Origin of the sequence: Aquirufa echingensis (genome assembly GCF_042714525.1) — a bacterium.
In the GTDB taxonomy this organism is placed as follows: Bacteria; Bacteroidota; Bacteroidia; order Cytophagales; family Spirosomataceae; genus Aquirufa; species Aquirufa echingensis.
This window is the reverse complement of sequence record NZ_JBBKYA010000003.1, coordinates 348,783-374,047: the sequence shown is the minus strand read 5'-3', so window position 1 is coordinate 374,047 and position 25,265 is coordinate 348,783. Positions and strand designations below refer to the sequence as shown.

The window sequence follows — 25,265 nt, the reverse complement described above, 5'->3', positions numbered from 1 at the left end:
TTACTTAGGTTGTTCTAATATCGACTCCGCCACCAGTAAATCTTCCGGTGTCGTAATTTTAATGTTGGTATATTCTCCTTCCATCAAATGAATGTTTTCACCATTCGCTTCAACGACACTGGCATCGTCGGTAAACTTCGGAGAATAAGGTTGATTGAATGCCTTTTTGAGCGTATTCAATTCGAAAATCTGAGGTGTTTGGATGATTTTTACATCATCTCGTATTACGGATTTGAAAGCATTTTTTGATGCATCCCACATCCGGATCGAATCCTTGCTCGACACAGAAACCACGCAATTGCCTTTTTCTTGGGCTAATTGATATGCTTGATTGATAGTTGAAGGAAGAATTAAGGGCCTAACACCATCGTGAATTGCGACCCAACAATCGTCTTGAGCTCCTATGGAATCAATTCCATTTTTACTTGAATGAAAACGTGTTTCTCCTCCATTTATTATTTCGTGGGGAGTTTCAAGTTTAATTTCAGGGTATTTTTCACAGAGTGACTTCCAATATTCAATTTGATTTTCAGGAAGAACGACGATTAGCTTTGTGATTGGATCTGCAGCTTTGAATGCTTGCAGCGTATGGAATAAAATGGGTTTGTTTTGAAGAAGCAAAAACTGTTTCGCGACGGCGCTGTTCATTCGCTGACCAGTACCTCCCGCTACAATGATTGCTATTTTTTTCAAAACAAACCCTTTAAAAATGTTAGATGATTAACATCACATCGCCATAACTGAAGAAACGGTATTTCTCTTTGATCGCTTGCTTATATGCTTCTTGAACCAATTCGTATCCACCAAATGCCGACGTCATCATTAATAAAATGGACTCCGGTAAATGAAAGTTCGTTAATAAGGCCGTAGGAATCTTGAATTCGTACGGAGGAAAAATGAATTTGTCTGTCCAACTATTAATCGGCTTTAAATGACCACTAGCAGAAACAGATGATTCCAAGGCTTTCATTACCGTAGTTCCGATCGCTAAAACTTGTTTTTTGTTATCGATGGCTGCATTGACAAAATCACATGTCTGTGGTTCGATCATAAAATGCTCCGAATCTGTTTTGTGTTTGGTCAAATCCTCCACATCAACTTGGCGGAAAGTACCTAAACCTACGTGTAAGGTAATTGGAGAGAATTGTACCCCATTTAATTCCATGCGCTTCATCACAATTTTAGAAAAGTGAAGTCCTGCTGTAGGTGCTGCAACAGCTCCTACATGTTCTGCATAAATGGTTTGGAAACGCTCCCGGTCATCTTCCGTAGCTGCACGTTTGAAACGAATTTCATCCGGTAGGGGAGTCTCGCCTAATTCGTGAATCGCTTGCATCAAGGCATCATGATCTCCATCGTAAAGGAAACGAATCGTCCGACCACGAGATGTGGTATTATCGATAACCTCAGCTACAAGGTCAGAATCACCAAAATATAATTTATTGCCCACACGTATTTTACGAGCTGGATCAACTAAAACATCCCAAAGGCGGTGTTCGCGATTCAATTCACGAAGTAAGAATACCTCAATTTGAGCGCCTGTCTTCTCTTTATTTCCATAAAGACGGGCTGGGAATACTTTTGTATTGTTTGTTACTAATACATCACCATCGCCAAAATAATCGACAATATCAGTAAATTTCTTATGTTCAATGGTTTTTTCTTTACGATTCACAACCATCATTCGTGCATCTTCACGGTTTTCGGTTGGATTTAAAGCGATTAAGCTTTGAGGTAAATCAAATCTGAATTCAGATAATTTCATTCGGATGGGTTTATGTTAAAGGCTGCCAAAAGGTTTTTTGCTTAGGGCAGAAAAATTGGAATTACAAATATACACTTTTCAAGGGGGGCTTGTCAAGACATATTTTTTAAACAATTAAGTTTGTGGCTTGTTAGCATTTTAAACAACGATAAATGAAGCAAAAAATATCAGTATTTTGGTTTAGACGCGATTTACGAATTGAAGATAATCATGGATTGTATGAGGCATTAAAAAGCCCTTGGCCCGTTTTGCCTATTTTTATATTCGATCCTGCTATTTTAACGAAGCTAACTACAAAGGCTGACGCTCGCGTTGAATTTATTTTGAATGCTATTAAGGATTTACAAGATAAATTGATTGCAATAGGTTCTTCCATTCAGGTTTTTCATGCTAGTCCTTTAGAAGCTTATGAACAATTATCGGAACAATTTGATATTCAATCGATTTATTGCAATCATGATTACGAGAAATATGCAGGTATACGCGATGGATTGATTCAATCATGGGCTGAGCTAAAAGGTATTCAATTTTCTACGTTTAAAGACCAAGTAATCTTTGAAAAGGATGAGGTGCTTAGTGGTCAAAACACCCCTTACACTGTTTTCACCCCTTATTCTAGAAAGTGGAAGGAAAAGCTTGCACAAAATCCCATTCAGGTTTATCCATCTGAAATTTTATCGAATTATTTAAGCGTTGAAACTCTGTTACCATCCTTAGAAAGCTTAGGTTTTGAAAAAGCCGGCTTATCATTTCCAGGTAAAGAAGTTGCGAATCCATTAATTCAAGCCTATCATGCACAACGAGATTTTCCTGCTAAAAATGCGACATCACGTTTGTCGGTACATTTACGTTTCGGTACGATATCCATACGTTCCTTGGTAAATCAAGCTGTTGGAATTTCAGAAACTTGGTTAAATGAATTGATTTGGCGCGATTTTTATTTTAATATTTTGTTTCACTTTCCGCATGTCTCTGAAGGACATGCTTTCCGAAAGGAGTATGATCGCATGGATTGGCGAAATAATGAGGCAGAATTTGAAGCATGGTGTTCCGGTCAAACGGGTTATCCGATTGTGGATGCTGGCATGCGCGAATTGAACACAACTGGTTTTATGCATAATCGGGTCCGCATGATTGTGGCAAGTTTTCTCGTTAAACATTTGTTGATCGATTGGCGCTGGGGTGAGGCCTATTTTGCTGCCAAATTGTTGGATTTCGACTTTGCTGCCAATAATGGCGGTTGGCAATGGGCAGCAGGCTGTGGTTGTGATGCTGCGCCTTATTTCCGTGTATTTAATCCAACTTTGCAAACACAAAAGTTTGATAAGGAATTGGCCTACATCCGCAAATGGGTACCTGAATTTCAGGAATTGACTTACCCACAGCCGATTGTCAATCATGAGTTTGCCCGAGCGAGAGTATTGGAGGCCTATAAAAAAGCTTTGGATCGTTAATAAATCTTTTTGCCTTGGATTTTGTAGTCTGTCAAATCGATCGATAAAAATCCAATTTTTAAGTTGACTTCCATTTTGAAGGGAATTTGGTATTTGTCTTTGCTAATCCACAGGCGGATTGCATCTTCGTCTTTGAATAGATTATTTTTAGGCAGGACAAGAGATGTTCGGATACATTTAACAGGCCCTAAATCACTGTTGACCGTTTCGAATCCCTTGACGATAAACCAAATTTCATAAATACTGCCATCTACGAGTACTTTGGCGCTTAGTTTTTCACCGATATTCATCGTGGCTAATTCTTTGTTACGCAAATAAAAATAGCCGCCTATGAGATCTAAGGTAGCAGGGCTAATGGGTAAAATTTTGTCAACGGGCGTATTTTGAGGAGAATGTATTTTGGCTAGTCCAGAATCTTGTGAAAAATATACTTGCTCTTGCTTACGGTAGCGTCCCTCTCGTTTGCGCATTTCGGTTTTGATGGGCATGAGGGTGTTGATGTCTAAATATGCCGACCAGTAATCTTCTACGGGTGAAAAGAACTTAAGCCAAGTGACAGTTTGTCCGAGTATTTCAACTTTTCGGCAAGGGTGATTATTAATCGTTGTAATCGCGTTGCTGCTTTTGACGGAAGCCGTTGCAGCCTCAATAAAGCCTAAATGTATGCGATAGTTTAGTAACTCGTTGCCTTGGAATAGGGGTGTTTCTTGTGCGCCAACTTGAAAGTTCAGTGACAAAATTATCCCAAAAGAAAGCAAAAAAATAGACAAGATTTTTTGAAAGGTTTTCAATGGGAGCGGGGATGATGTTTTTGGTTAAATCAGAGCTTAATTTTAGTGTCAAATCTCAAATGAGATTATCAACTTATTTGATTAAAGTTTAATGTCAATTAACTATTTTTGTTAGGATTTATCGCAGGGTAAATTTAGACATTTTTAGATTATTCAAAATTATCAATAAATATAACATGGCAAAACAATCGGATGGCGCACAAGGCTTAGCAGCTGAGAAATTAAAAGCGCTTCAGACTACGTTGGAAAAATTAGATAAAGCATACGGTAAAGGAACTGTAATGCGTTTATCAGACAGTAAAGTGATGGATGTGCCAGTTATATCCACGGGTTCTTTAGGTTTGGATTTAGCCTTAGGGATAGGTGGTGTGCCTCGTGGTCGTGTCGTTGAGATTTATGGTCCAGAATCATCAGGTAAAACAACCTTAACGTTACATTGTATAGCCGAAGCACAGAAGGCGGGAGGTATTGCTGCATTTGTAGATGCAGAGCATGCTTTTGATCGTTCTTATGCGGAGAAATTAGGAATTGATACGGAGAACTTGTTAATCTCCCAACCAGATAATGGTGAGCAAGCCTTAGAAATTGCTGAGCATTTAATTAGTTCAGGTGCCATTGATATTATCGTCATTGACTCTGTTGCTGCCTTGGTGCCAAAAGCTGAGATTGAAGGCGAAATGGGTGACTCAAAAATGGGTTTACAAGCTCGTTTAATGTCCCAGGCTTTACGTAAGTTGACAGGTACGATTAATAAAACTGGATGTTGCTGTATTTTCATCAACCAATTGCGTGATAAGATTGGTGTGATGTTTGGTAGCCCAGAAACGACTACGGGTGGTAATGCATTGAAGTTTTATGCGTCAGTTCGTTTAGATATTCGTAGAGCTGGTCAAATTAAAGAATCGGCAGATTCGATTACGGGTAACCGTACACGTGTTAAAGTGGTTAAAAACAAATTAGCACCTCCATTCAAAGTGGTTGAGTTTGACATCATGTATGGAGAAGGTATCTCGAAAGCTGGTGAAATCTTAGATTTAGGGGTTGATTTAGGTGTAATTGATAAATCAGGATCTTGGTTCTCTTATAATGGGAATCGTTTGGGACAAGGACGTGATGCAGTGAAAGATTTAATCAAAGATAATCCAGAATTGATGGATGAGATTGAGGCGAAGATAAAGGAAAAAGTGAAGGGAGATGAAAGCGCTTTGTTGGATAAAGATGCAGTTGCGGCTGAGTAATTAGCCATGAATTATTGTATAAAAAAAGAGGCCTCGGCCTCTTTTTTTAGTTTAATGCGATATTGAATCGATTAAATAATTTTCGAACTGTTTTTTCAACAGATTTATCCGTTTCCATGGCTTCGGAAATGGATTGTACAGCGTGGATAACCGTGCTATGGTCTCGACCTCCAAAATGATAGCCTATCGACTTCAAGGGTAGGTTTGTGAGTTCTTTCAACATATACATGGCCACTTGGCGAGGGAAAACGGTTTCCTTCTTACGGCATTTACCTGTTAATAATTCCATATCCACATCGAAATGTGATGTGATAGCTTCAAGGATATTATCTACGCTCAACTCTTTTTCTTGATCGTTTACGATACTTTTAAGGGTTGATTTAGCAAGTTCTAAATCAATCTCTTTACGTGTTAGCGATGCTTGTGCCATGAGTGAGATAATCACACCCTCTAATTCACGCACGTTGGTTTGTATTGAATGAGCTAAGTATTCAAGTACATCAAAATTGATTTGAATACCGTCGTCTTGTAATTTTTTCTGAATAATAGCAATACGAGTTTCAAAGTCAGGTTGTTGTAAATCTGCCGTTAAGCCCCATTTAAAACGACTTAATAGACGATCTTCCATTCCTGCTAAATCGCGTGGCGCTCTATCAGAAGACAAGATAATTTGTTTACCTGATTGATGTAAGTGATTAAAGATGTTGAAGAATGTTTCTTGCGTTTTCTCTTTTCCAGATAGGAATTGAACGTCATCAATAATTAATACGTCAACTTGCAGGTAGAAATTAGTAAAAGTCTCAATGGAATTATTACGAATTGCATTTACGAATTGATTCGTGAATTTCTCTGTAGAAACATAAAGCACAAATTTATCTGGAAACTGATTTTTGATTTCATTTCCAATGGCTTGAATGAGGTGCGTTTTACCCAATCCTACACCACCATAAATCATGAGCGGGTTGAATGACGTTAAACCTGGTTTATTCGCCACTGCCATACCTGCTGCACGGCCTAGACGATTACAGTCTCCCTCAATAAATTTATCAAAAGTATATTTAGGGATTAAATAAGAATCTAATTCTAAAGAATCTAAATCTTTGAATTGAAATGGATTACTTTGAGTTTGAGCCTGCGGTGTTACCGGATTACGATACGAATTTGTATTCGTAGGCTGTTGATTCGTTGTAGGTAAGTTGAAGGTCAACGGTGGATTCTTGCGATCACCAGTGTCAACAACGATTGAATACTCCAACATGCCTCGTTTTCCTACAGTCTGATCAATAGCTTTGCGTAAAGTACTTACAAAGTTTTCTTCGAGCCATTCATAGAAGAATTGAGAGGGTACTTGAATTGTTAGGGTATTGTTGACAAAACGAAGCGGAACAATCGGGCTAAACCAGGTCGAAAATTGCTGCTCGGAAATATCCCCCCGGATGATTTCCAAACATTTGTTCCACAATTCTTTTACCTCGTTATGCATCTAATTTGTACGCGTTATTATTTTTTTTGAGTCAACAATTTCTTGGGTGAAGCTATTCCATCATAGAATGGCTGGACCTTTTTTATCAATTTTAATCGTAATGGTTGGGTACTACTAAAAACTAAAAAGTTTTTATTGAGCGGGGAGACAAAAATAGTAAAATTCGGGGGCGTTGCAAATTCGAAAAAATATATTTTCTCGAAAATAGTCGGTGTAAAATTTGGACCTAAAAATTGTTCAACAATACAGCCTCTCTAAGGGCTTTCTGCTTGAAAAAGTCAAATAAAAAAAATCTAAAAAAATTTGAATAAAAATCGTATTTGAATTGTTGATATGTGGAATTGATATCTCAAATATACTTGTAACTTGCTGGTTGTTAGTTGATTGTATTGTTTTTGTGATAAATACTTATGGATGGATGACCAAAAGCCTTTCTGGCATAATTTCGATTTTGATCAAGTTTGTCTGCGTTTGTAAGCTTTCTCCATCTAAATGATAATATATACCCGCTTGACAGTGTATTTGGATTGATTTTTTCTGTTGTATTTCGACCAATGGGTGATGTTGAATTGACTTCGAAAATAGGCTAATTCCAAGTTGGGCTTTTTGCCATAAATTGCCTTTTTGAATTTTAACTATTTCAAAAAGAGCGTCTTGCAGATTAGAAAGTGGTGAAATGAAAGCATTATTTCCAAATTGATTTGCATTCGCCACAGTGAACGAAAATAGGTTTTGAACCTCTGCTTGATTGATGGATATTTCAGTATGAGAATAAGAGCCTAATGCTTGAAAAGTTGCCTTGATGTAATTGATCAATCCTCTGCCTTTGCCAGCATGAAACAGCGCAGCAACCTGTGCGTCAAATCCAATGCCTGCGGTACAAAAGAATGCACGCTGATTCCAAGCGAGCACATCGATGTAGTCGGCTTGTCCTTTCAATGCTATATTGATAGCTTTTTCCACTTGCATCGGAATATGTAAGTGTCTGGCTAAGCCATTACCGGAGCCTAAGGGTATAATGCCCATGGGAATATTAGTTCCCTTAAGTGCATTACCTATTTCATTGATCGTACCATCGCCTCCAATAGCAATAATTTTTTGTGGATGGTTGGGAATTAGCTTTTGGACAATTTCTTCCGCATGTTTCGGGTATTCAGTAAGTAATAGCTGCGTATTGGGAATCTTTTGCAGGGTATTTATCAACTTTTGTCGATATCTATTACTTTTGTTGCCGGCGTTGGGATTGTATATAAAATAAACCATGCGGTGATTTTTATGCAATTTACCCTCATTTTAGTAAATAACGTATAATAATATGATCAAAGTAGGCGATTGCTATGAAATTGAATTTTCATTTACACAAGAACAAGTAAATGATTTCTGTAAAATTTCGGGAGATTTTAACCCGCTGCATTGGGATGAAGCCTTTGCGGCTACGACACCCTTCAAGAAGCCTATTATTCATGGAGCTTTGATTGCGAGTGTATTCTCGCGTGTGATGGGAATGGAGTTTCCGGGTTCAGGGAGTGTTTATTTAAAGCAAGTATCTGAATTTAAACGCCCATTATATGTAGGGCAAAGCTATCAAGCTAAGTTTGAAGTGGAATCTGTAAATCAGGTAAAGCATACTGCTGAAATCAAAACACAAGTATTTGAAATGGAGCGTGGTAAATTGATGGTGGACGGTATTGCTTCCGTCATGCATGCCGAACTTTTTTAGAAATGTTTGAACATAAAAAAAAGCCCGATGTCGGGCTTTTTTTTATTGCTAAGAAATCTCGCAAATTATTTCGCTGCGTTCTTCTTCTCTTGAACTTCAGTACGGATTTCTTGAGCCAAAGTTTTCAATTGTTGAAGACCTCCTCTAACGCGTGTTCCAGCTGCCTGGTTTCCTTTGTCGTAGAATTTTTCGAAATCACCTTCTAATGATAAAATTAGGTCTTTTACTTGTGCAAATCTGCTCATAATAATTTGAATTTTTAGGTTGTAAAAAAATTAGATTGTCTTTATTCGCTGTTTGAAGCGTTTATAAGGCGAAATTTAGTAAAATTTGAATAGCTCGCAAATTATTCTGCATAAAAAAGCCAAAAAAAAGTTCAAAAAGTGAAAAAAATGCCAAAATTTAATATTCAAGCTGTCTTAATCTTTGTAATAGCCCGATTTTAAGCGTTTTTGAACCTCAGCAAAACATGTACATGTATAATCGATATCTTCGAGTGTATGCGAAGACGTTGGAATAATACGTAACATTATTTGTCCTTTAGGAACTACAGGATAAACAACGATACTACAGAAGATTCCCATGTTTTCACGCAGATCACGCACAAGTTTAGTTACCGCATTGATATCATAATCTCCATGCAAGAATACCGGTGTTACTGGAGAGGTAGTTTCTCCAATATCAAATCCTTTCTCGATCAATCCTTTTTGTAGTGCACGAACATTCGCCCACAACTGCTCCCGTAATTCAGGATGTTTTTTAATTAATTCCAAACGCTTCATGCCACCAATAACAAATGGCATTGGCAATGCTTTCGCATAAGTTTGCGAACGCATGTTATACTTCAAATACATGATAATATCTTTCGGAGCCGCAACAAATGCCCCAATAGCCGCCATAGACTTCGCGAAAGTGGAGAAATATAAATCAATTCCTTCCGTACAATTTAAATGCTCGCCTACACCACGTCCATTTGCACCCATGGTTCCAAATCCGTGCGCATCATCTACTAATAAGCGGAAATTGAAGTCTTTTTTCATTTCGACGATCTTGTCCAGGGAACCAACTTTCCCCGACATACCAAAAACACCTTCTGTGATAACTAAAATCCCACCTCCTGTTTCTTGTGTTTTCTTTGTTGCGCGTTCTAAGTTCTTACGCAATGAATCCATGTCATTGTGATTGAACTTATAATAATCACCCATTTTAGCTTTATGAAGACGAATACCATCAATCAAACAAGCATGTGACTCTGCATCATATACGATAATGTCACGGTGGTCAACCATACATTCGATGATAGACATGACACCTTGATATCCATAGTTTAAAAGAAATGCATCTTCTTTACCTACAAATTCAGCTAATTGTCTTTCAAACTCTTCGTGTTCGTCGGTATTACCCGACATCATTCGTGCTCCCATGGGATAAGCCAAGCCGTATTTTGCTGTTGCATCTGCGTCAGCTTTACGAACCTCTGGATGATTGGCTAATCCTAAATAGTTGTTCAATGACCAGTTTAACATTTCCTTACCCATGAAAGTCATGCGAGGGCCTAATTCGCCGGTCAACTTAGGAAATGAGAAATAATGGTGGGAATAATGTGCATGGGCTCCAATGGGTCCCATATTTTTGACAACTTTCTCGAAAATATCCACTTTAAATTGCGTTTTGGTTGGTAAATACTAAATACGTAAGACAAAGGTAATTTTAAATTTTTATTATCACAATGTAAATGAATTGAGGTTTTGAGGAAATAATTACTTTAATTCGCTTTGGCTTTATTATAATGCCTCTTCATCAATAATGCAATTTCTCATGAATCGAATTTTCTCATTTATTTTACTCGGCCTAACTATTTCAGCATTTGGTCAGCAAACGATCAAGCCGCTTGTAGAAGCAAAAAATGGAATGGTTGTAAGTACCCACCCAGCAGCTAGCCAAATTGGACTCGATGTACTCAAAAAAGGTGGTAATGCGATTGATGCTGCTGTTGCTGTGAATTTTGCATTAGCCGTTTGTCACCCAGCCGCAGGGAATATTGGTGGAGGAGGATTTTTGGTTTATCGATCTGCCAAAGGGAAAGCTTATACATTAGATTATCGTGAAATGGCACCTTTGGCTGGATCACGCGACATGTATCTAGATTCTACGGGCAAAGTGATTCCAGGGAAAAGCTTTGTGGGTATTCATTCAGTCGGGGTTCCTGGTGCGGTAGCCGGCATGCAAGCGATGCACAAACGATTTGGAAAGCTTTCTTGGGCGGAATTAGTTCAACCTTCGATTGATTTAGCCCGAAATGGTGTTGTACTTACGGAGAAAGAAGCGCGCGGACTCAATCGCAATCGAACAGATTTTATGCGTTATAATCCTGGACGCGCTTATATGGTCAAAGCGGATAGTACGCATTGGGTTCCCGGAGAATTATTTATCCAAACAGATTTAGCGAAAACATTAGAACGAATTTTAGCCAAAAAAGCGCGTGGGTTTTATCAAGGTGAAACAGCTGATTTGCTTGTAAACGAAATGCAACGTCAAGGTGGAATTATTACTCATCGTGATTTGAAATCCTATCGAGCGATTTGGCGTAAACCGCTTGTGAGTCAATTTAACCAATATTCGATCATCGGTATGCCGCCGCCGTCAAGTGGTGGATTAGCGATTGGGCAATTATTTACTATGATTAAGTCATATCCACTGGCTCGTTTAGGTGCGCAATCGGATTCAACGATTCAAATAATGATTGAAGCAGAACGTCGTGTGTATGCGGATCGGGCTAAATGGTTAGGGGATCCTGATTTTGTTAAAGTTCCAGTCAAACCCTTGTTGGATGAAGCATATTTGACTCAACGAATGAGTTCCATGCAATTCGTTCGGGCGACTAAAAGTTCGGATGTTGCTGCTGGTGAATTTCCGGCCTACGAAAGTCCTGAAACAACGCATTATTCCATTGTCGATCAAGATGGGAATGCGGTGTCAATAACTACAACTTTAAATAATTCTTACGGGAGTAAAGTCTTTGTAGGCGGTGCTGGTTTCTTGCTAAATGATGAAATGGACGATTTTAGTGCCAAAGCGGGTGTTCCTAATCTTTACGGTTTAGTTGGCACAAAGGCCAATGAAATCCAACCGCGTAAACGGATGTTGTCGAGTATGACGCCAACGATTGTTACGGAAGGGAATCGTTTAAAATTAGTTGTGGGAACTCCAGGCGGATCTACGATTATCACCAGTGTGTTTCAAGTGATGTTGAACAGCTTAGTATTTGGGATGAATATGCAGGCTGCGGTCGAATATCCACGTTTTCATCATCAATGGTTACCTGATTTGACACGGTACGAGGCGAAACGATTTGATGAGGCGCAAATAGGCCGATTGAAATCAAAAATGTATGAGTTGACGCCTTCCGGCAACATCGGCTTAGTAGAAGGGATCTTAGTCCTCCCTGATGGAAAATACCAGGGAGGAGCAGATTCAAGAGGAGATGATACCGCTTTGGGTTATTGAAATAATTTAGCAACTAAAAAGGCTGCGGTTGCTGCTGCAGCGCCAATCGAGGAGACTTTCAAGGATCCAATAACTGGATTTTGACCTGTTACCTTACTTTTAAAATATCCGAAAACCAACAAAGCTAAAATGGTAACTCCAGCAGAGTATTTCAATCCATCTACGGGCTGTTCTACATAGAAATAGGGAAGTAAAGGAATAAAACCGCCCACGATGTAGGAGATGCCGATAGTTAATGCTGAATTTCGTGCTCGATCAGGATGAGGTCTTTCAAGTCCTAGTTCAAAACGCATCATGAAATCAACCCATTTGTCTTTGTCTTTAGCAATAGCTTCCACTACTATTTCTTGTGCCTCAGGGCTTAAGCCATAATCTTCAAAGACCTCACGGATCTCTTCTTTTTCTCGTTCAGGGACCCGTTCAACTTCTTCGTATTCTCTTTTTAATTCAGCCTCATAATGTTCTTGTTCAGTTTGGCCTGCTAAATAACCGCCTAATCCCATAGCGATGGAACCGGCAACGATTTCAGCGACTCCTGCGGTCGTTACGATTGCTGCAGAATCCACTGCTCCCGATAAACCTGCGGCTAGGGCGAATGGAACTGTTAGGCCATCAGACATGCCTATAACCATGTCAGTTATAAAGTCAGAACTTTTTAAATGTTTTTCGTGTAAATGGTGATCAGGTCCGTGCATAGGTTTATTTGATGCCGTGCATCATTCGTTTTAAAGGTCCAGAAGCTAAAATATATAATAGGATAGAAGCCAAGCCTGCTAAGCTGACAAACACCATAAAGAATTCATATAAGTTGTGAATTTCAAATCCCAAGAAACTAGGTAAGGCTACGCCTGCTACAACTTCGGTGGGAGGTAATAACGCACCCAATGTTCCTGCAAGTGCATATCCAGCTGCATTGGCAATAAACCAAACGCCCATCAATAAAGATGAAAAGCGCTTGGGAGCTAATTTTGACACCAAAGAAAGACCAATCGGAGAGAGGCAAAGTTCACCCATCGTATGGAATAAGTACATGACGAAAAACCAACCCACGCCTAATTTATTGGCTCCTAAATCTTTTACTTGATTAGCTATGATGAAATATCCAATCGCCAAAAGTAATAATCCGATCGCTTGTTTTGTTGGCGAATTTGGGTCTATACCAATTTTTTGCAGTCGAACCCATAAATAGCTGAATGGGAGCGCTAAAAGAATAATGAATATGGAATTGGCATTTTGAACGGAACTTGGTGGTAATTCTATTCCAAGGAAATGTAAATCCGTTTGTTGGTCTGCAATGAACGTTAGTGACGATCCGGCTTGTTCGAAGGCCGACCAGAAAAACATGACAAAAAAGGCAATAATGTACATCACCCAGATTCGATCTCGTTCGATTTTGGTCAGGGTTTTATCTGTCATGATCAAAAAGGCAAGGCTGATTCCTGAGGCATAGATGATCGGATAAATCCAGTCTTTGATCGGATTAGCCTCAGCGGTTACGATGTAAAAATGTATACCTATAACAAGTGCGACAAATAATGCACATGCAGAAAGAATCGATTTAGTTGAAAATTCCGCCTTTTCAGATTCTTCTGTGTCGACTTGTGTTTGATTGAAAACGGGTTTAAGGCCAACAGGCTCCCCAGTGGGGGATACAATGTATTTGTCTTTGATAAAATAAAACAGAATTGTTCCAAAAAGCATGGCGGAGCCAGCGGCGAAGAAACCCCATTTAAATGCTTCTACGTTGCGAATACCATCAACTTTAATGTCGCCGACTAATGGGCAAATCAACATGCCTAGGAAAGCTCCTGTGTTGATCCCCATGTAAAATATGGTGAATGCTGAGTCTAAACGATTATCCCCTTTAGGATACAGCGAACCGACCATCGATGAAATATTCGGTTTAAAGAATCCATTTCCTACGATAAGAAACAATAAACCAATCCACATGAGTGAATTGGCGAGTGAAAAGTTGTCAAGAAAAGTGCTTGCTGACCCAAAAAGGAATAATTGGCCTACAGACATGACCAAACCGCCTAAAATAATGCAATTACGGTTACCCAAATAGCGGTCGGAAACATAACCGCCCAACATGGGCATCAAGTAACTTAGTCCCAAGAAGCCCCCATAAAGAATGGATGCCTCGTTTTGTTTGAAAGCTAATGCATTTACTAGGAAAAGGGAGAGTATGGCACGCATGCCATAGAAATTGAATCGTTCCCACATTTCCGTGGAGTAGAGAACATAAAGTCCTTTAGGATGTGAAGTAGAATTTTGTGTCATGAATAGGTTGTTGATATTCGGTGGGCAAGATAAAATATCTTTGTTTAAATCAAGCAATACTTGATTGATAAAATTTCAGCTGCTGTTGGTCAGATTTGAAAAAAGATGTGAAACCTTTTTCGTAATATTGTTGGTTCAATTCGTTAACGAAAAAATTAATTCAAATCATTCATGGGTAAGATTATCGCAATTGCAAATCAGAAGGGTGGTGTTGGAAAAACAACGACAGCTATTAATCTAGCTGCGAGTTTGGCTGCATTGGAATTTAAAACACTTTTGATTGATGCGGATCCTCAGGCGAATTCCACTTCTGGGCTTGGTTTTAATCCCAAAGAAGTTAGTCGGAGCATTTATGAGTGCATGGTTGGAATCGCGACGGTTGCTGAAAGTATATTAGCAACGGAGGTTCCTTTTTTGGACATTATTCCTTCGCACATTGATTTAGTGGGAGCAGAAATTGAAATGATTAATTTGACGAATCGTGAAGGGAAAATGAAGGAGGCTTTGGCAGGAATTAAAGATCAATATGATTTTATTATTATGGACTGTTCGCCTTCTTTGGGATTGATTACAATCAACAGCTTAACAGCTGCGGATTCTGTGATTATCCCGGTTCAATGCGAGTATTATGCCTTAGAAGGTTTGGGAAAATTATTGAATACGATTAAGATTATTCAATCGCGTTTGAACCCAGGTTTGGTGATTGAAGGGATCTTATTAACGATGTACGATTTGCGTTTACGCCTGTCGAATCAAGTTGTTAATGAAGTGAATTCCCATTTTAAAAACATGGTTTTTGAGACAATCATACCTCGGAATATTCGCTTATCAGAATCTCCAAGTTATGGCATACCGGCCATTCTGCATGATGCAGATAGCAAAGGCGCTATTAGTTATTTGAATTTAGCCAAGGAGATTATCCTGAAAAATGGCCTTTTACAAACCATTTGATTTAACATTACATGAGCAGCAAGCAAGAAGCAAATAAGAAGCGGATCGGATTAGGAAGAGGTTTAGGCGCTTTGTTGGAGGATTCTGAGAATCTCCAAAGTTCTGCGCGTCAAGGGGCTGATAGTCTCGGTGGTTTGGATGGTGTTAACTTGATGGAAGAGATTCCATTGGAATTTATTGAAACAAATCCATATCAGCCGCGGGAGCATTTTGAACAAGCTGCTTTACAAGATTTAGCTGAGTCCATTCGTGTGCAAGGTATCATTCAGCCGATTACCGTACGGAAAATAGCACCACGTAAATTTCAATTGATTTCTGGTGAGCGTCGTTTACAGGCTTCGAAAATTGCGGGTTTAACACGAATTCCGGCCTATGTACGGACGGCAGATGATCAGCAAATGATTGAAATGGCGTTGATTGAAAATATTCAACGTGAAAATTTAAATGCGATTGAGATTGCACTTTCCTACAAGCGATTGATGGAAGAATGTGATTTGCGTCAAGAAGATTTAGGTGCACGTGTTGGTAAAAATCGTTCTACGGTTACCAATTACATGCGTTTGTTGAAATTGCCGCCGCACATTCAAGTGGCGATTCGTGATAATAAAATTTCGATGGGTCATGCGCGTTGTTTGATTTCCGTTGAGAATATTGAAGTCCAACAGCAATTATTTTTAAAGACGATTTCGGAAGAATGGTCAGTGCGCCGCTTAGAAGATGCGGTTCGTCAATCGGCTACCCCAGCGGCGGATGTTCCATCGACAGGTACAACAAAAGTAGCAGTCAGTGAAATTTCACAATGGCAAAAGTCTTTGACGGATTTCTTTCATGCACCTGTTTCTTTGAAAATGAATGAGCAGGGAAAGGGTGAAATGAAAATTACATTCAAATCGAAAGAGGAATTATTGAAAGTGTTAGAAGCTATTCGTTCGTAAGCTATGCGTATTCGATTGATATGCTTTTTGTGTTTGATTTTGTGCGCTAGAACAAGCTTTGGTGCATCGTTGGATTCCTTGAAACAGGTCAAAAGAGATTCGGTGAAGGTGGTGAAAATGCCTTATAAAATCATTCCCCGACAAGCTACCTTGAAATCTTTGATGATTCCGGGATGGGGGCAGTTATACAATCGGCAATATTGGAAATTGCCTTTAGTAGCTGGAGCGTTTATTACATTGGGCATGATTGCGAATTATAACCAAGTGAGGTATGCCAAATATCGGGAGTACTATTACGTCGTGTCTGTTCATCCAGAAGATCCAACATATACTCCGCCTGCAACGGTGGCTGTACCCTATGAAGATGGGGTTACGCGTGATTTGGATGTAAATCAGTTGAAACGTATCAATGATGGTTTTCGTCGGAATCGTGATTATACTTACATTGGGATGGCTTTAGCTTGGGCCTTAAATATTGTGGATGCCAATGTAAGTGCGCATTTGAAAACTTTTGACGTATCGGATGATTTAAGTATGCGCGTGAAGCCAATCATGGAATTCGACCCTTTATCACAAGGTATGGTGTCTGGATTGAGCTTATCGTTTAATTTTAAAAAATGATTTTATGAGAATTGTATTAATTGGTTATGGGAAAATGGGGAAGGAGATCGAACGTCTTGCAGCAGGACGAGGTCATCACATCGTTGCACGCATCGATGTGGATAATCAAGCGGAATTGAGCCAATTAAGCAAACAAGCTGTTGATGTAGCTATTGAGTTTTCAAATCCGGCCTCTGCGTTTGCTAATATTATGACTTGTATAGAAAAGCAAATTCCGGTCGTTTGTGGTACTACAGGTTGGTTGGAACAAAAAGCAGCAGTAGAAGCTGCAACGGCCAAAAACCAATCGACTTTTTTCTATGCTTCAAATTATTCAATTGGTGTAAATCTATTCTTTAAACTGAATAAAATTTTGGCTGCATTGATGTCGGGGCATTCGGAATATGATATTTATACGAATGAAATACACCATTTAGAGAAAAAGGATTCACCTTCCGGAACAGCTATTACGATTGCAGAAGGCATTATTGATGCTTATGCTTCGAAAACCAAATGGGTGAATAATGAAATTCCGGCAGCGAATGAAGTCGCGATTTGGTCTCAAAGGGAATCTATTATTCCTGGAACACATACGGTTAAGTACATCTCAAAAGTTGACCAAATAGAAATTACCCACGAAGCATTTAGTCGGGAAGGTTTTGCCTTGGGTGCTGTAATTGCCGCCGAATGGGTAAAAGATAAGAAAGGTGTTTTGGGTATGGATGATATGTTAAAATAAGAAATATGGATCGTATAGCATTAAAAAAGCAATTGCAAGAGGAGGGATTAATCATTCTACCTGGTTTTTTTGATCCTGCTCTCATTGGTCAGATTCAAACAGCTGCGAAGGCTATTTTTGATATTCAATTCAACCGTTTCGGTATCACAGGCGATTATTTAAGCCAAATGCAGAGCTTATTCGAGAACCATTTAGAGGAGTTTATCGCTTGCGGGAAAATGATTCAAAGTGGCTTGATTGAACTCTATCAATTGGCTGTTAATCCAGAGTTAATGAGTTTATTGAAGGATTTGGGTCTTTCACATCCATTAATGTGTACGCGTCCTGTATTATTCTTCAACCATCCATCCTTGGCTAAATCAGAACATTTTTACAAAACTCCTTTGCACCAAGATTGGACATCGATGTTGGCCTCTGATGATTCTGTTGTTGTTTGGCTACCCTTGATGGATTTGGATATCGCTCACGGTCCTGTTGTTTTTTATCCAGGATCACATAAGCTGGGGCCATTAACCGATCGTATTGAAAACGGATTTGCGGAAGTAGATTTTGACCGAACATCTTATCCTCGTGTGCAAAAAGCAATGAAACTGGGGGATATTGCTATTTTTTCAACGTTACTTGTTCACGAATCTGGTGTTATCACGAATGATGAAATTCGGTGGTCATGTCATTTTCGCTATACCAACATGGAAGATCCTACTTTTATTAAAAATGGTTTTCCACATCCTTATATCTATAAGCCTTCACAAGAATTAATTGATAAATATTTACATAAGAATTCATGAAACCAACCGAAAATCAAAAGCCTAAGCAAAAATCACCATTTAGAGAATGGTTGGATTCTGTCGTGTTTGCCGTTGTAGCGGCTACATTAATACGCTTTTTCTTGTTTGAGGCCTATACCATTCCGACACCATCGATGGAGAGTTCTTTGATGGTAGGCGACTTTTTGTTTGTTAGCAAGATGCACTATGGTGTTCGTACGCCTAAAACACCTTTGCAATTGCCATTGACTCACCAAAAGATTTGGTTTACGAATTTGCCTTCCTATTTATCTTGGTTGCAATTGCCAACCTATCGTTTGCCGGGTTTTTCGAAAGTTAAACAAGGTGATGCCGTTGTATTCAATGTGCCTAATTTTGAGGAAGATGGAGATGCGCCTTTAGATTTACGGACATTTTACGTGAAGCGCTGTGTGGCAACTCCAGGGGATGTTTTGGAAGTTAGAGACCAACAAGTATTTGTCAATAATAAGGCGATGGAAAATCCAGAAAAGATGCAACATCCTGTATTTATGAAGACCAAAGAGAATTTAGATGATGCATTTTTTGCGGAATATGGTATTCGTAATTCACCGGATGCGAGTTATGATTCAGCGGATTGGTTGCCTTTGGCAGATTCTACAAATCAATTAGCCGGTTATAAATTGAATACCTCTAAGAAACATATTGATGAGATTAAGGCCTTGCCTTGGGCAAAATCATTCGATTTGGATGCATTTAAGGATCCTAAGGGACTGACATTTATTGATATGTTTCCGCATGATACGGTTGATTTTAAGTGGAATCGTGATTTTTACGGACCATTGAAAGTTCCTGCCAAAGGTTGGACAGTACAATTAGATCGTAAAAACGTAAAATTGTATCAAGAGGCTATTATCAAATATGAAGGTAATTCTGAAATCATTTTGGCGGGTGATAAATTGTTGAAGAACGGTCAAGCCATGACTTCATATACGTTTAAACAAGATTATTATTTCATGATGGGAGATAATCGCCATAATTCTGCGGATTCGCGTTTTTGGGGATTTGTCCCAGCCGACCACATTGTGGGTAAAGCTGTGTTTGTTTGGATGTCGATTGACCCGAATAAACCCTTGTTCTCTTTAGATAAGATTCGTTGGAATCGAATCTTCCGATTCGTAGATTAATCAAAAAAGGCGCTGAATCACTTTCAGCGCCTTTTTTGTTATAAAACCTTTAGTACAAACCCTTTCAAGTAATTGCTTTCTGGGTGGAATAGGTTGATTGGATGATCTGGTGATTGTGTCATTTGATGAATGACTTGAATCTCTCTTCCTACGGCTATTCCGGCAGCTACGAGCATGTTGTAGAATAAGTCCCTAGTAATGACTTGAGAACATGAATAGGTAAATAGAAGTCCGTTTTTCTTGATTTTGCGTAAAGCCAATTCGTTGATTTTTTGATAGCCTTGCAATGCTTTGTGTTTCGCATTCATCGATTTGGCAAATGCAGGAGGATCCAAAACAATGATGTCAAATTCGTCTTCATTGGCTTTCAAATAGGGGAGCGTTTCACCTACGATCGCCTGATGATTTAGTTCCTGCATCTTATTCAATTCAATATTAGCATTAACTAAGTCGATTGCTTTCGCTGAGGCGTCCAAGGAAATGACGGTTGCAGCTCCAGCTTTCAAGGCATAAAGTGAGAATCCACCTGAATAACAGAACGTATTTAAAACTGATTTGCCTTGCGCATATTGTGCTAATAAAGCCCGATTTTCTCTTTGGTCAATAAAGAAGCCTGTTTTTTGTCCCGTAATCCAGTTGATCGAAAAGGAAATCCCATTTTCTTTTACCGTATAGGGAACTTTCACTTCGCCAAAAACAAATGCGTTTGTGCAAGTTTGCGCATATTCTGTGGGCAAGGTTTCTTTACTCTTGTCGTAAATAGCTTTGATTTTTTTACCTAATACTTTTTTAACGGCCTCAACGATTTCATCTCGATCGCGGTGCATACCGATGGTATGTGCTTGGAATACGAGTATATCCTTGTATAAGTCCATGATAAGACCAGGGCAGCCATCTCCTTCGCCATGAATTAAGCGAAAAGCGTTTGTATCCTTTAAGGGCAATAAACTGCGTAAATCCCATGCATTTTGAATGCGCTTTTCCCAAAATGTTGTTTTGGATTCGATTTCTTGAAACGAAAGTATTTTAACCGCAATACTTCCATGGTGAAAATGTCCGGTACCTAAGAATTCTTCCCGACTGCTATATACATTAACCCAGTCACCATCTTGCAGGTTAGGGCTTTGTTTTACAATTGCACCTGAGAATACCCAAGGGTGAAATCGTTTAACCGGGGCGTCTTTCCCGTGCTTTAATTGGACAAATTTTGATGCATTCATGCTGCAAAATTGCACAAATTTATTTGAAATCAGGCTCTCCTGCTTCAAGCCATGCAGAATACCATAAACTTCCGATGTGTTTGATCGATGCTAAGTAGCGTTTTTCTACCTGATTATCAAGTTGTTTGTGATATGCCTCAATGTAATGTTCTGAATATATCTTTTCTAAATTCTTACCTTTTTGGCTGTGTTTGTATTTTTGGGAATTAGGAACTCGTGCGTTTATTATTTTTTCTCCATTGAATAAATCTGTTAGCATGCCATGCGATTCTAAAACCCAATCCCATGTGCTTGTGAGTACATTCGGGATATAGGCTGCCGGCCCTATCCAATCATCAAGCTTCTCTTGGAGTAGTTCGGGTATTTGGGACTCCCAAAAGCTATGAATACCCACCTGGTTCGTTTGTTGGCCATCATAGTTGGACGTTGTATGCAGCGGAACGTGTGCATCTGCTACATAATGTCCTAATTCCGCTGATATTTTGATGATTCGAATCGTGTCCCTTGCTAGAAAAGCATATTTCAGTTGGCGGAAATACGTTTGTATGTTCCAAGGCACAATTCCATGTTTTTGAAGGGAATCTTCGGAATATACTGTGATGGCATTTTCCCAGGTTTTGTATTGTATGTCTTTGATGGGGTAACGATCTAAGTCGATGTAATGTCGGGCTGCTTCTTGATCAAGGCTATGTCTTCGCTGATCGGGTAAAACCGCATAGTTGATTATTTCATCTAGGTGCCTTTTGTACAGATTAATGAGGGGTGGGGGTAATGTGAAAATAGCCAGTTTATTGATTTTTTTGTGTGCATAGAATCCCCAGTTGGCCATGAGGGAGGAATTTATATGCAGGAGTAGGGCTAAAATTAAATATTTCATTAGGTATTTTTTTAGTGGTTGTATTGTAAAATCTAAACCTTTTGTTTACTTTTGCAATTCAATTTTACAGAAAAGAGAATTTTTTTAAAGATGGCAAATCATAAATCAGCACTAAAGCGTATTCGGGCAAATGAATCAAAGCGTTTGCGCAATCGTTACCAACACAAATCTACACGTACTTTAATCAAGAAATTGAGATTGACTACTGACAAGGCAATCGTTTCTGACTTGTTCAAGCAAGTGTCTTCTGCGTTGGATAAATTAGCAAAGAAAAACATCATTCATAAAAATAAGGCAGCTAATCAAAAATCAAAATTAGCGAAGTTGGCGAACAAAATCGCAGCTTAATCCCTTATTATCAGGTACTTGATAAACCTCGCTTCGTGCGGGGTTTTCTTGTTTATAGGCAGTACATTCGTACATGACCTATCAGAAAATTCAAGATTTATTGGAATCAGACCGACCGCGGGAGATATTGTTCTCCAAAGGGCGCGAAACGCTTCGATTGGAAGAGATTTTGGCTATATTGATTGGCTCTGGGATTCGAGATCATTCTGCTTTGGATTTGGCAAGGGAAATGCTCCGTCAAGTAGATGGTGACTTAGCTATGCTTGGTCGCTGGGGATTACCAGAATATCGTAAAATCAAAGGAATTGGCGCGGCCAAAGCGGCAGTATTAGTTGCAGCGATGGAATTAGGGCGTAGGCGGATGGATTATACAGCTAATTCAACAGTTGACCGAGTTCGACAATCTGCTGATGCGTATGATTTGCTCAAATCCCATTTATCAGATTTAGTCCATGAAGAGTTTTGGGTGATTTACCTCAATCGTGCTGCTCGGATGATCAAGAAAGAATGTATCAGTCGGGGAGGAATTGCTGGAACGGTTGTCGATATTAAACTTATACTGAAGTCGGCGATTCATTTGCAAGCTAGTAGTCTAATCCTGGCACACAACCATCCATCTGGGCATTTACAGCCTAGTGAAGCGGATAAACAATTAACGAATCGAATGCTTGCTGCAGCAAAGAGCGTGGATATGCTCGTTTCAGACCACCTTATCATCAGTGCGAGTACCTATGTAAGTTTTGCCGATGAGGGCTGGTTGTAAAAAAAGAAAGAGGGATTATTTCCCTCTTTCTTTGTAGATCTTTTGAAGTTTTGCTCCAATAACGATTGAAATCGCGAACAAAATGATAAAGAATGCTGCTCCTGAATATCCCATAGTATTTAATTATTTGTGCAAAATTAAGAATTTGTTTAGAGTAATCCTTTGGTACTCGGTAAAGAATTTAAATTTTTTATGTCGCGTTCAACCGCCATGCGAATCGTTTTAGCAAAGGCCTTGAAAATAGCTTCAATTTTGTGGTGCTCATTTTCGCCGCTAGCTTGAATGTTTAGATTGCATTTTGCTGCATCTGAGAATGACTTGAAGAAGTGAGAGAACATTTCGGTTGGCATTTCACCAATCATCTCGCGTTTGAAGCTTGCTTCCCATACCAACCAATTACGTCCGGAAAAATCCAAAGCAACTTGTGCTAAACATTCATCCATAGGTAATAAAAAACCGTAGCGATTAATACCACGTTTGTCTCCTAATGCGATTGTGAATGCTTCTCCTAATGCGATACCCGTATCTTCGATGGTATGGTGCTCATCGATATGTAAATCGCCTTGTACAGTCACAGCTAAATCTACATTTGCGTGTTTGGCAATTTGATCCAACATGTGATCGAAAAAGCCTAATCCTGTTTGATTAGCTGCTTTTCCACTTCCATCGAGATTGAGTTCAATCTGGATTTTGGTTTCGTGAGTATTGCGTTGGTGGCTTACTTTACGTGCAGGTAGTTTTAAGAAGCGGTAGATTTCATCCCAACCTGTACAGGTTAAAGCAAGGCTTTCGCTAAGTTCAGTTGAAATAGTTTGCTCGCCGATGAAAATACCTTTGGCACCTAGATTTTTGGCCAATTGTACATCCGTTTCGCGGTCTCCTAAAACAAATGAATTAACTAAATCGTAAGATCCATTGAAATATTCCGAAAGCATCCCGATGCCCGGTTTACGAGTCGGAAGATTATCTGCAGGGAAACTACGGTCGATATGAATAGCCGTGAATTCGATGCCTTCACTCGCTAGGATTTCAAGCATTTTATTGTGTGCAGGCCAAAAAGTATCCTCAGGAAAGGATTGAGTTCCCAATCCATCTTGATTGGTTACCATCACCAATTCGTAATCCAATTCTTGAGCAATTTTCTTCAAATTGGAAATGGCATTTGGGAGAAATGCTAATTTCTCGTAGCTGTCAACTTGCTGGTCTGAGATAGGTTCGTGAATAATCGTTCCATCCCGGTCAATAAACAATACTTTTTTCATAAAACAAAGGTAATGAATGCCGCGTTAATAATTAAAAAATAAGCCGATACTTATTGTATGAAATCCGTTCAGTCCTTGTAATTTTGCACTCTATGAATCAATCGTTTTACGTAATTAGTGCAGAGGAAAAGTCGGTCATTTTAAATCGACTTTCAATCTACCTCAATGAGCCTGTTGAAAAAGTGGATGAGCTTTATCCTGTTTGGGAGGCCATTATTTTAGGCGGCTTGTTGAAGCTTGTACGTAATCGTATTCGTTTCAATGCGCTCTATAACTTTATTTTACAGAAGTCGGCGCCTATTAACGACATCGAGGCTTTCCTATCCGCTGATAAGCAGAAATATGACGAAGATTTAATTTTGCGTTACGGTGAGGGGATGATGGGTATTTTAATTCCCGACAAAAAAAGTGCGATCGCGATGTTATTGTCCCGTGAGATGGGGGCGAAGAGTTCCGCTATCTTGAAGGGCTTAACCTTGTTTTTCGGCTTATATGGCTATCGCTTAAAGCAAGAAGAATATGAGGCGCTGAAAGATTGGAAGGCTTATGGCGAATATTTTTTGAGCTTGAAGCAACAGTTTTACGTGTTATGTCCTGCTAGAATCCAATTAGGGGTTTCAGAAATTTTATTGTTGTCGGACATTTTGCGAGTGGATACTGGGGCATTATTGACTTACTCCGATGAGCAAGAGCCTTTGTCAGAAGGTGGATTGTTGCAGAATTTAACAGTTAACACCTTTGTTTACATGCTCATTATTTTGGTATTGGGTGGAGGTGTTATTTGGTATACAGCTTTCAGGTCAACTGAAGAAGAAGAAACGATCGCAGAAACTGAGGAAATTATTCCGATTGATAGTTTAAGTAAGTTGAACGATAGCCTAACTCGTGCTGTTTTGGATTCTACGAAATTGCGATCTGATTCGTTAACGAGTTTAATTTGGCCTAAAGGTACTGCATTTGATGTGCCTAAAAATTCAGTGATTGTAGCCTTGCATCAGTATTTGTCAGACTCTACTCAAACGGAACCTGTTGAGCTAGCCGCAAATGAGTTGGTTTTCAACGAGCAAACTGATTTGTTGGATAAACCTGCCGACTATGTTTTTAAGCGTATGGCGGAAGGTATGAATCGCTACAAAGAGGCGTCTCTAAAGATTTTGGTGAATTCAGGAAAAGATGAACGTACATCGTTGAAGCGCGGTTTTGTGATTAAAAATCGTTTAGTAGGAGAGGGTTTGTCGCCAGCACGAATCGAGGTTAAAGCATCCGATGATAAGGCTGTTATCTTTGCTCTTTCAAAGAAGCCTGTATTAAAATAATCCAATTCATTTGCTTTCTGTTGTAAGTATGCGTACTTTTGTGGCATATTAGTACAAATGCATCCGCATAAATCGATTAC

General features: G+C 39.2%; 25 protein-coding genes. 13 read left to right on the top strand and 12 right to left on the bottom strand.

What is annotated here, in order from left to right:
* Both SKC38_RS06910 and queA read right to left on the bottom strand, forming a co-directional pair.
* Positions 1-693 (bottom strand): 2-C-methyl-D-erythritol 4-phosphate cytidylyltransferase, encoded by a 693-nt coding sequence (locus SKC38_RS06910; RefSeq protein WP_377976319.1) that lies wholly within the window; start codon positions 691-693, stop codon positions 1-3.
* 19 nt (positions 694-712) lie between these two features.
* Complete coding sequence (queA, locus tag SKC38_RS06905) at positions 713-1,765, bottom strand: tRNA preQ1(34) S-adenosylmethionine ribosyltransferase-isomerase QueA (protein WP_377976317.1); 1,053 nt, start codon at positions 1,763-1,765, stop codon at positions 713-715.
* A 152-nt stretch (positions 1,766-1,917) separates the two neighbouring features.
* Here queA and SKC38_RS06900 point away from each other — a divergent pair, with 152 nt between their 5' ends.
* Positions 1,918-3,219, top strand: a complete 1,302-nt coding sequence (locus SKC38_RS06900; protein ID WP_377976315.1) for a cryptochrome/photolyase family protein — start codon at positions 1,918-1,920, stop codon at positions 3,217-3,219.
* Here the strand turns inward: SKC38_RS06900 and SKC38_RS06895 are convergent.
* On the bottom strand, positions 3,216-3,956 hold the full coding sequence (locus SKC38_RS06895; RefSeq protein WP_377976313.1) for a DUF3108 domain-containing protein: 741 nt from the start codon (positions 3,954-3,956) through the stop codon (positions 3,216-3,218). The two genes, SKC38_RS06900 and SKC38_RS06895, sit on opposite strands and share 4 nt — an antisense overlap.
* Before the next feature lie 230 nt (positions 3,957-4,186).
* Between SKC38_RS06895 and recA the strand changes: the two genes are divergently transcribed.
* On the top strand, positions 4,187-5,248 hold the full coding sequence (recA, locus tag SKC38_RS06890) for a recombinase RecA (protein WP_377976311.1): 1,062 nt from the start codon (positions 4,187-4,189) through the stop codon (positions 5,246-5,248).
* 46 nt (positions 5,249-5,294) lie between these two features.
* On the opposite strand, the gene dnaA is transcribed toward recA, so the two are convergent.
* Positions 5,295-6,731: a chromosomal replication initiator protein DnaA gene (gene dnaA, locus SKC38_RS06885; protein ID WP_377976309.1), complete on the bottom strand. Its 1,437-nt coding sequence runs from the start codon at positions 6,729-6,731 to the stop codon at positions 5,295-5,297.
* A gap of 408 nt (positions 6,732-7,139) precedes the next feature.
* Positions 7,140-7,994, bottom strand: a complete 855-nt coding sequence (locus tag SKC38_RS06880; RefSeq protein ID WP_377976307.1) for a diacylglycerol/lipid kinase family protein — start codon at positions 7,992-7,994, stop codon at positions 7,140-7,142.
* A gap of 52 nt (positions 7,995-8,046) precedes the next feature.
* Here SKC38_RS06880 and SKC38_RS06875 point away from each other — a divergent pair, with 52 nt between their 5' ends.
* Positions 8,047-8,451 (top strand): MaoC family dehydratase, encoded by a 405-nt coding sequence (locus tag SKC38_RS06875; protein ID WP_377976306.1) that lies wholly within the window; start codon positions 8,047-8,049, stop codon positions 8,449-8,451.
* A gap of 65 nt (positions 8,452-8,516) precedes the next feature.
* Here the strand turns inward: SKC38_RS06875 and SKC38_RS06870 are convergent, their stop codons facing one another.
* Together SKC38_RS06870 and SKC38_RS06865 are read right to left on the bottom strand one after the other, a co-directional pair.
* Positions 8,517-8,696 (bottom strand): histone H1, encoded by a 180-nt coding sequence (locus SKC38_RS06870; RefSeq protein WP_315575309.1) that lies wholly within the window; start codon positions 8,694-8,696, stop codon positions 8,517-8,519.
* 174 nt (positions 8,697-8,870) lie between these two features.
* Positions 8,871-10,109, bottom strand: coding sequence for an aminotransferase class I/II-fold pyridoxal phosphate-dependent enzyme (locus SKC38_RS06865; RefSeq protein ID WP_377976304.1), 1,239 nt, complete (start codon positions 10,107-10,109; stop codon positions 8,871-8,873).
* 160 nt (positions 10,110-10,269) lie between these two features.
* Between SKC38_RS06865 and ggt the strand changes: the two genes are divergently transcribed.
* A complete protein-coding gene (ggt, locus tag SKC38_RS06860; RefSeq protein ID WP_377976302.1) occupies positions 10,270-11,958 on the top strand; it encodes a gamma-glutamyltransferase in 1,689 nt (562 codons plus the stop codon).
* On the opposite strand, the gene SKC38_RS06855 is transcribed toward ggt, so the two are convergent.
* Both SKC38_RS06855 and SKC38_RS06850 read right to left on the bottom strand, forming a co-directional pair.
* Positions 11,952-12,590, bottom strand: coding sequence for a VIT1/CCC1 transporter family protein (locus SKC38_RS06855; protein ID WP_377976300.1), 639 nt, complete (start codon positions 12,588-12,590; stop codon positions 11,952-11,954). The two genes, ggt and SKC38_RS06855, sit on opposite strands and share 7 nt — an antisense overlap.
* 67 nt (positions 12,591-12,657) lie before the next feature.
* Entirely contained in the window at positions 12,658-14,241 is a 1,584-nt protein-coding gene (locus SKC38_RS06850) for a peptide MFS transporter (protein WP_377976298.1), read from the bottom strand.
* 171 nt (positions 14,242-14,412) lie between these two features.
* Here SKC38_RS06850 and SKC38_RS06845 point away from each other — a divergent pair, with 171 nt between their 5' ends.
* The 6 genes from SKC38_RS06845 to lepB are packed head-to-tail and all read left to right on the top strand — an operon-like array spanning position 14,413 to position 19,399.
* Positions 14,413-15,192 (top strand): ParA family protein, encoded by a 780-nt coding sequence (locus SKC38_RS06845; RefSeq protein ID WP_377976296.1) that lies wholly within the window; start codon positions 14,413-14,415, stop codon positions 15,190-15,192.
* A gap of 11 nt (positions 15,193-15,203) precedes the next feature.
* Complete coding sequence (locus SKC38_RS06840) at positions 15,204-16,127, top strand: ParB/RepB/Spo0J family partition protein (protein WP_377976294.1); 924 nt, start codon at positions 15,204-15,206, stop codon at positions 16,125-16,127.
* Positions 16,128-16,130: 3 nt separating this feature from the next.
* A complete protein-coding gene (locus tag SKC38_RS06835; protein WP_377976293.1) occupies positions 16,131-16,748 on the top strand; it encodes a DUF5683 domain-containing protein in 618 nt (205 codons plus the stop codon).
* Positions 16,749-16,752: 4 nt separating this feature from the next.
* Positions 16,753-17,466 (top strand): 4-hydroxy-tetrahydrodipicolinate reductase, encoded by a 714-nt coding sequence (dapB, locus tag SKC38_RS06830; RefSeq protein ID WP_377976291.1) that lies wholly within the window; start codon positions 16,753-16,755, stop codon positions 17,464-17,466.
* Between the two features lie 5 nt (positions 17,467-17,471).
* Complete coding sequence (locus SKC38_RS06825; protein ID WP_377976289.1) at positions 17,472-18,254, top strand: phytanoyl-CoA dioxygenase family protein; 783 nt, start codon at positions 17,472-17,474, stop codon at positions 18,252-18,254.
* Complete coding sequence (lepB, locus tag SKC38_RS06820; protein ID WP_377976287.1) at positions 18,251-19,399, top strand: signal peptidase I; 1,149 nt, start codon at positions 18,251-18,253, stop codon at positions 19,397-19,399. Before SKC38_RS06825 ends, lepB begins: the two co-directional genes overlap by 4 nt.
* 38 nt (positions 19,400-19,437) lie before the next feature.
* Here lepB and SKC38_RS06815 read toward each other — a convergent pair whose 3' ends face one another.
* Both SKC38_RS06815 and SKC38_RS06810 read right to left on the bottom strand, forming a co-directional pair.
* Positions 19,438-20,619: a class I SAM-dependent rRNA methyltransferase gene (locus SKC38_RS06815; protein ID WP_377976285.1), complete on the bottom strand. Its 1,182-nt coding sequence runs from the start codon at positions 20,617-20,619 to the stop codon at positions 19,438-19,440.
* Positions 20,620-20,638: 19 nt separating this feature from the next.
* Positions 20,639-21,496 carry a zinc dependent phospholipase C family protein gene (locus tag SKC38_RS06810; protein WP_377976283.1) on the bottom strand — a complete coding sequence of 286 codons (858 nt, stop codon included), beginning with the start codon at positions 21,494-21,496 and terminating at the stop codon, positions 20,639-20,641.
* A gap of 90 nt (positions 21,497-21,586) precedes the next feature.
* Between SKC38_RS06810 and rpsT the strand changes: the two genes are divergently transcribed.
* Both rpsT and radC read left to right on the top strand, forming a co-directional pair.
* Entirely contained in the window at positions 21,587-21,844 is a 258-nt protein-coding gene (rpsT, locus tag SKC38_RS06805) for a 30S ribosomal protein S20 (RefSeq protein WP_315575331.1), read from the top strand.
* Positions 21,845-21,917: 73 nt separating this feature from the next.
* Positions 21,918-22,607: a RadC family protein gene (gene radC / locus SKC38_RS06800; protein WP_377976281.1), complete on the top strand. Its 690-nt coding sequence runs from the start codon at positions 21,918-21,920 to the stop codon at positions 22,605-22,607.
* 149 nt (positions 22,608-22,756) lie between these two features.
* Here radC and hisB read toward each other — a convergent pair whose 3' ends face one another.
* The gene (gene hisB / locus SKC38_RS06795; RefSeq protein ID WP_377976279.1) at positions 22,757-23,869 is read right to left on the bottom strand and encodes a bifunctional histidinol-phosphatase/imidazoleglycerol-phosphate dehydratase HisB; all 1,113 of its coding nucleotides are present in this window, start codon (positions 23,867-23,869) and stop codon (positions 22,757-22,759) included.
* A gap of 92 nt (positions 23,870-23,961) precedes the next feature.
* On the opposite strand from hisB, the gene SKC38_RS06790 reads away from it, so the two are divergent.
* The gene (locus SKC38_RS06790) at positions 23,962-25,185 is read left to right on the top strand and encodes a hypothetical protein (protein ID WP_377976278.1); all 1,224 of its coding nucleotides are present in this window, start codon (positions 23,962-23,964) and stop codon (positions 25,183-25,185) included.
* Positions 25,186-25,265: the final 80 nt, after the last annotated feature.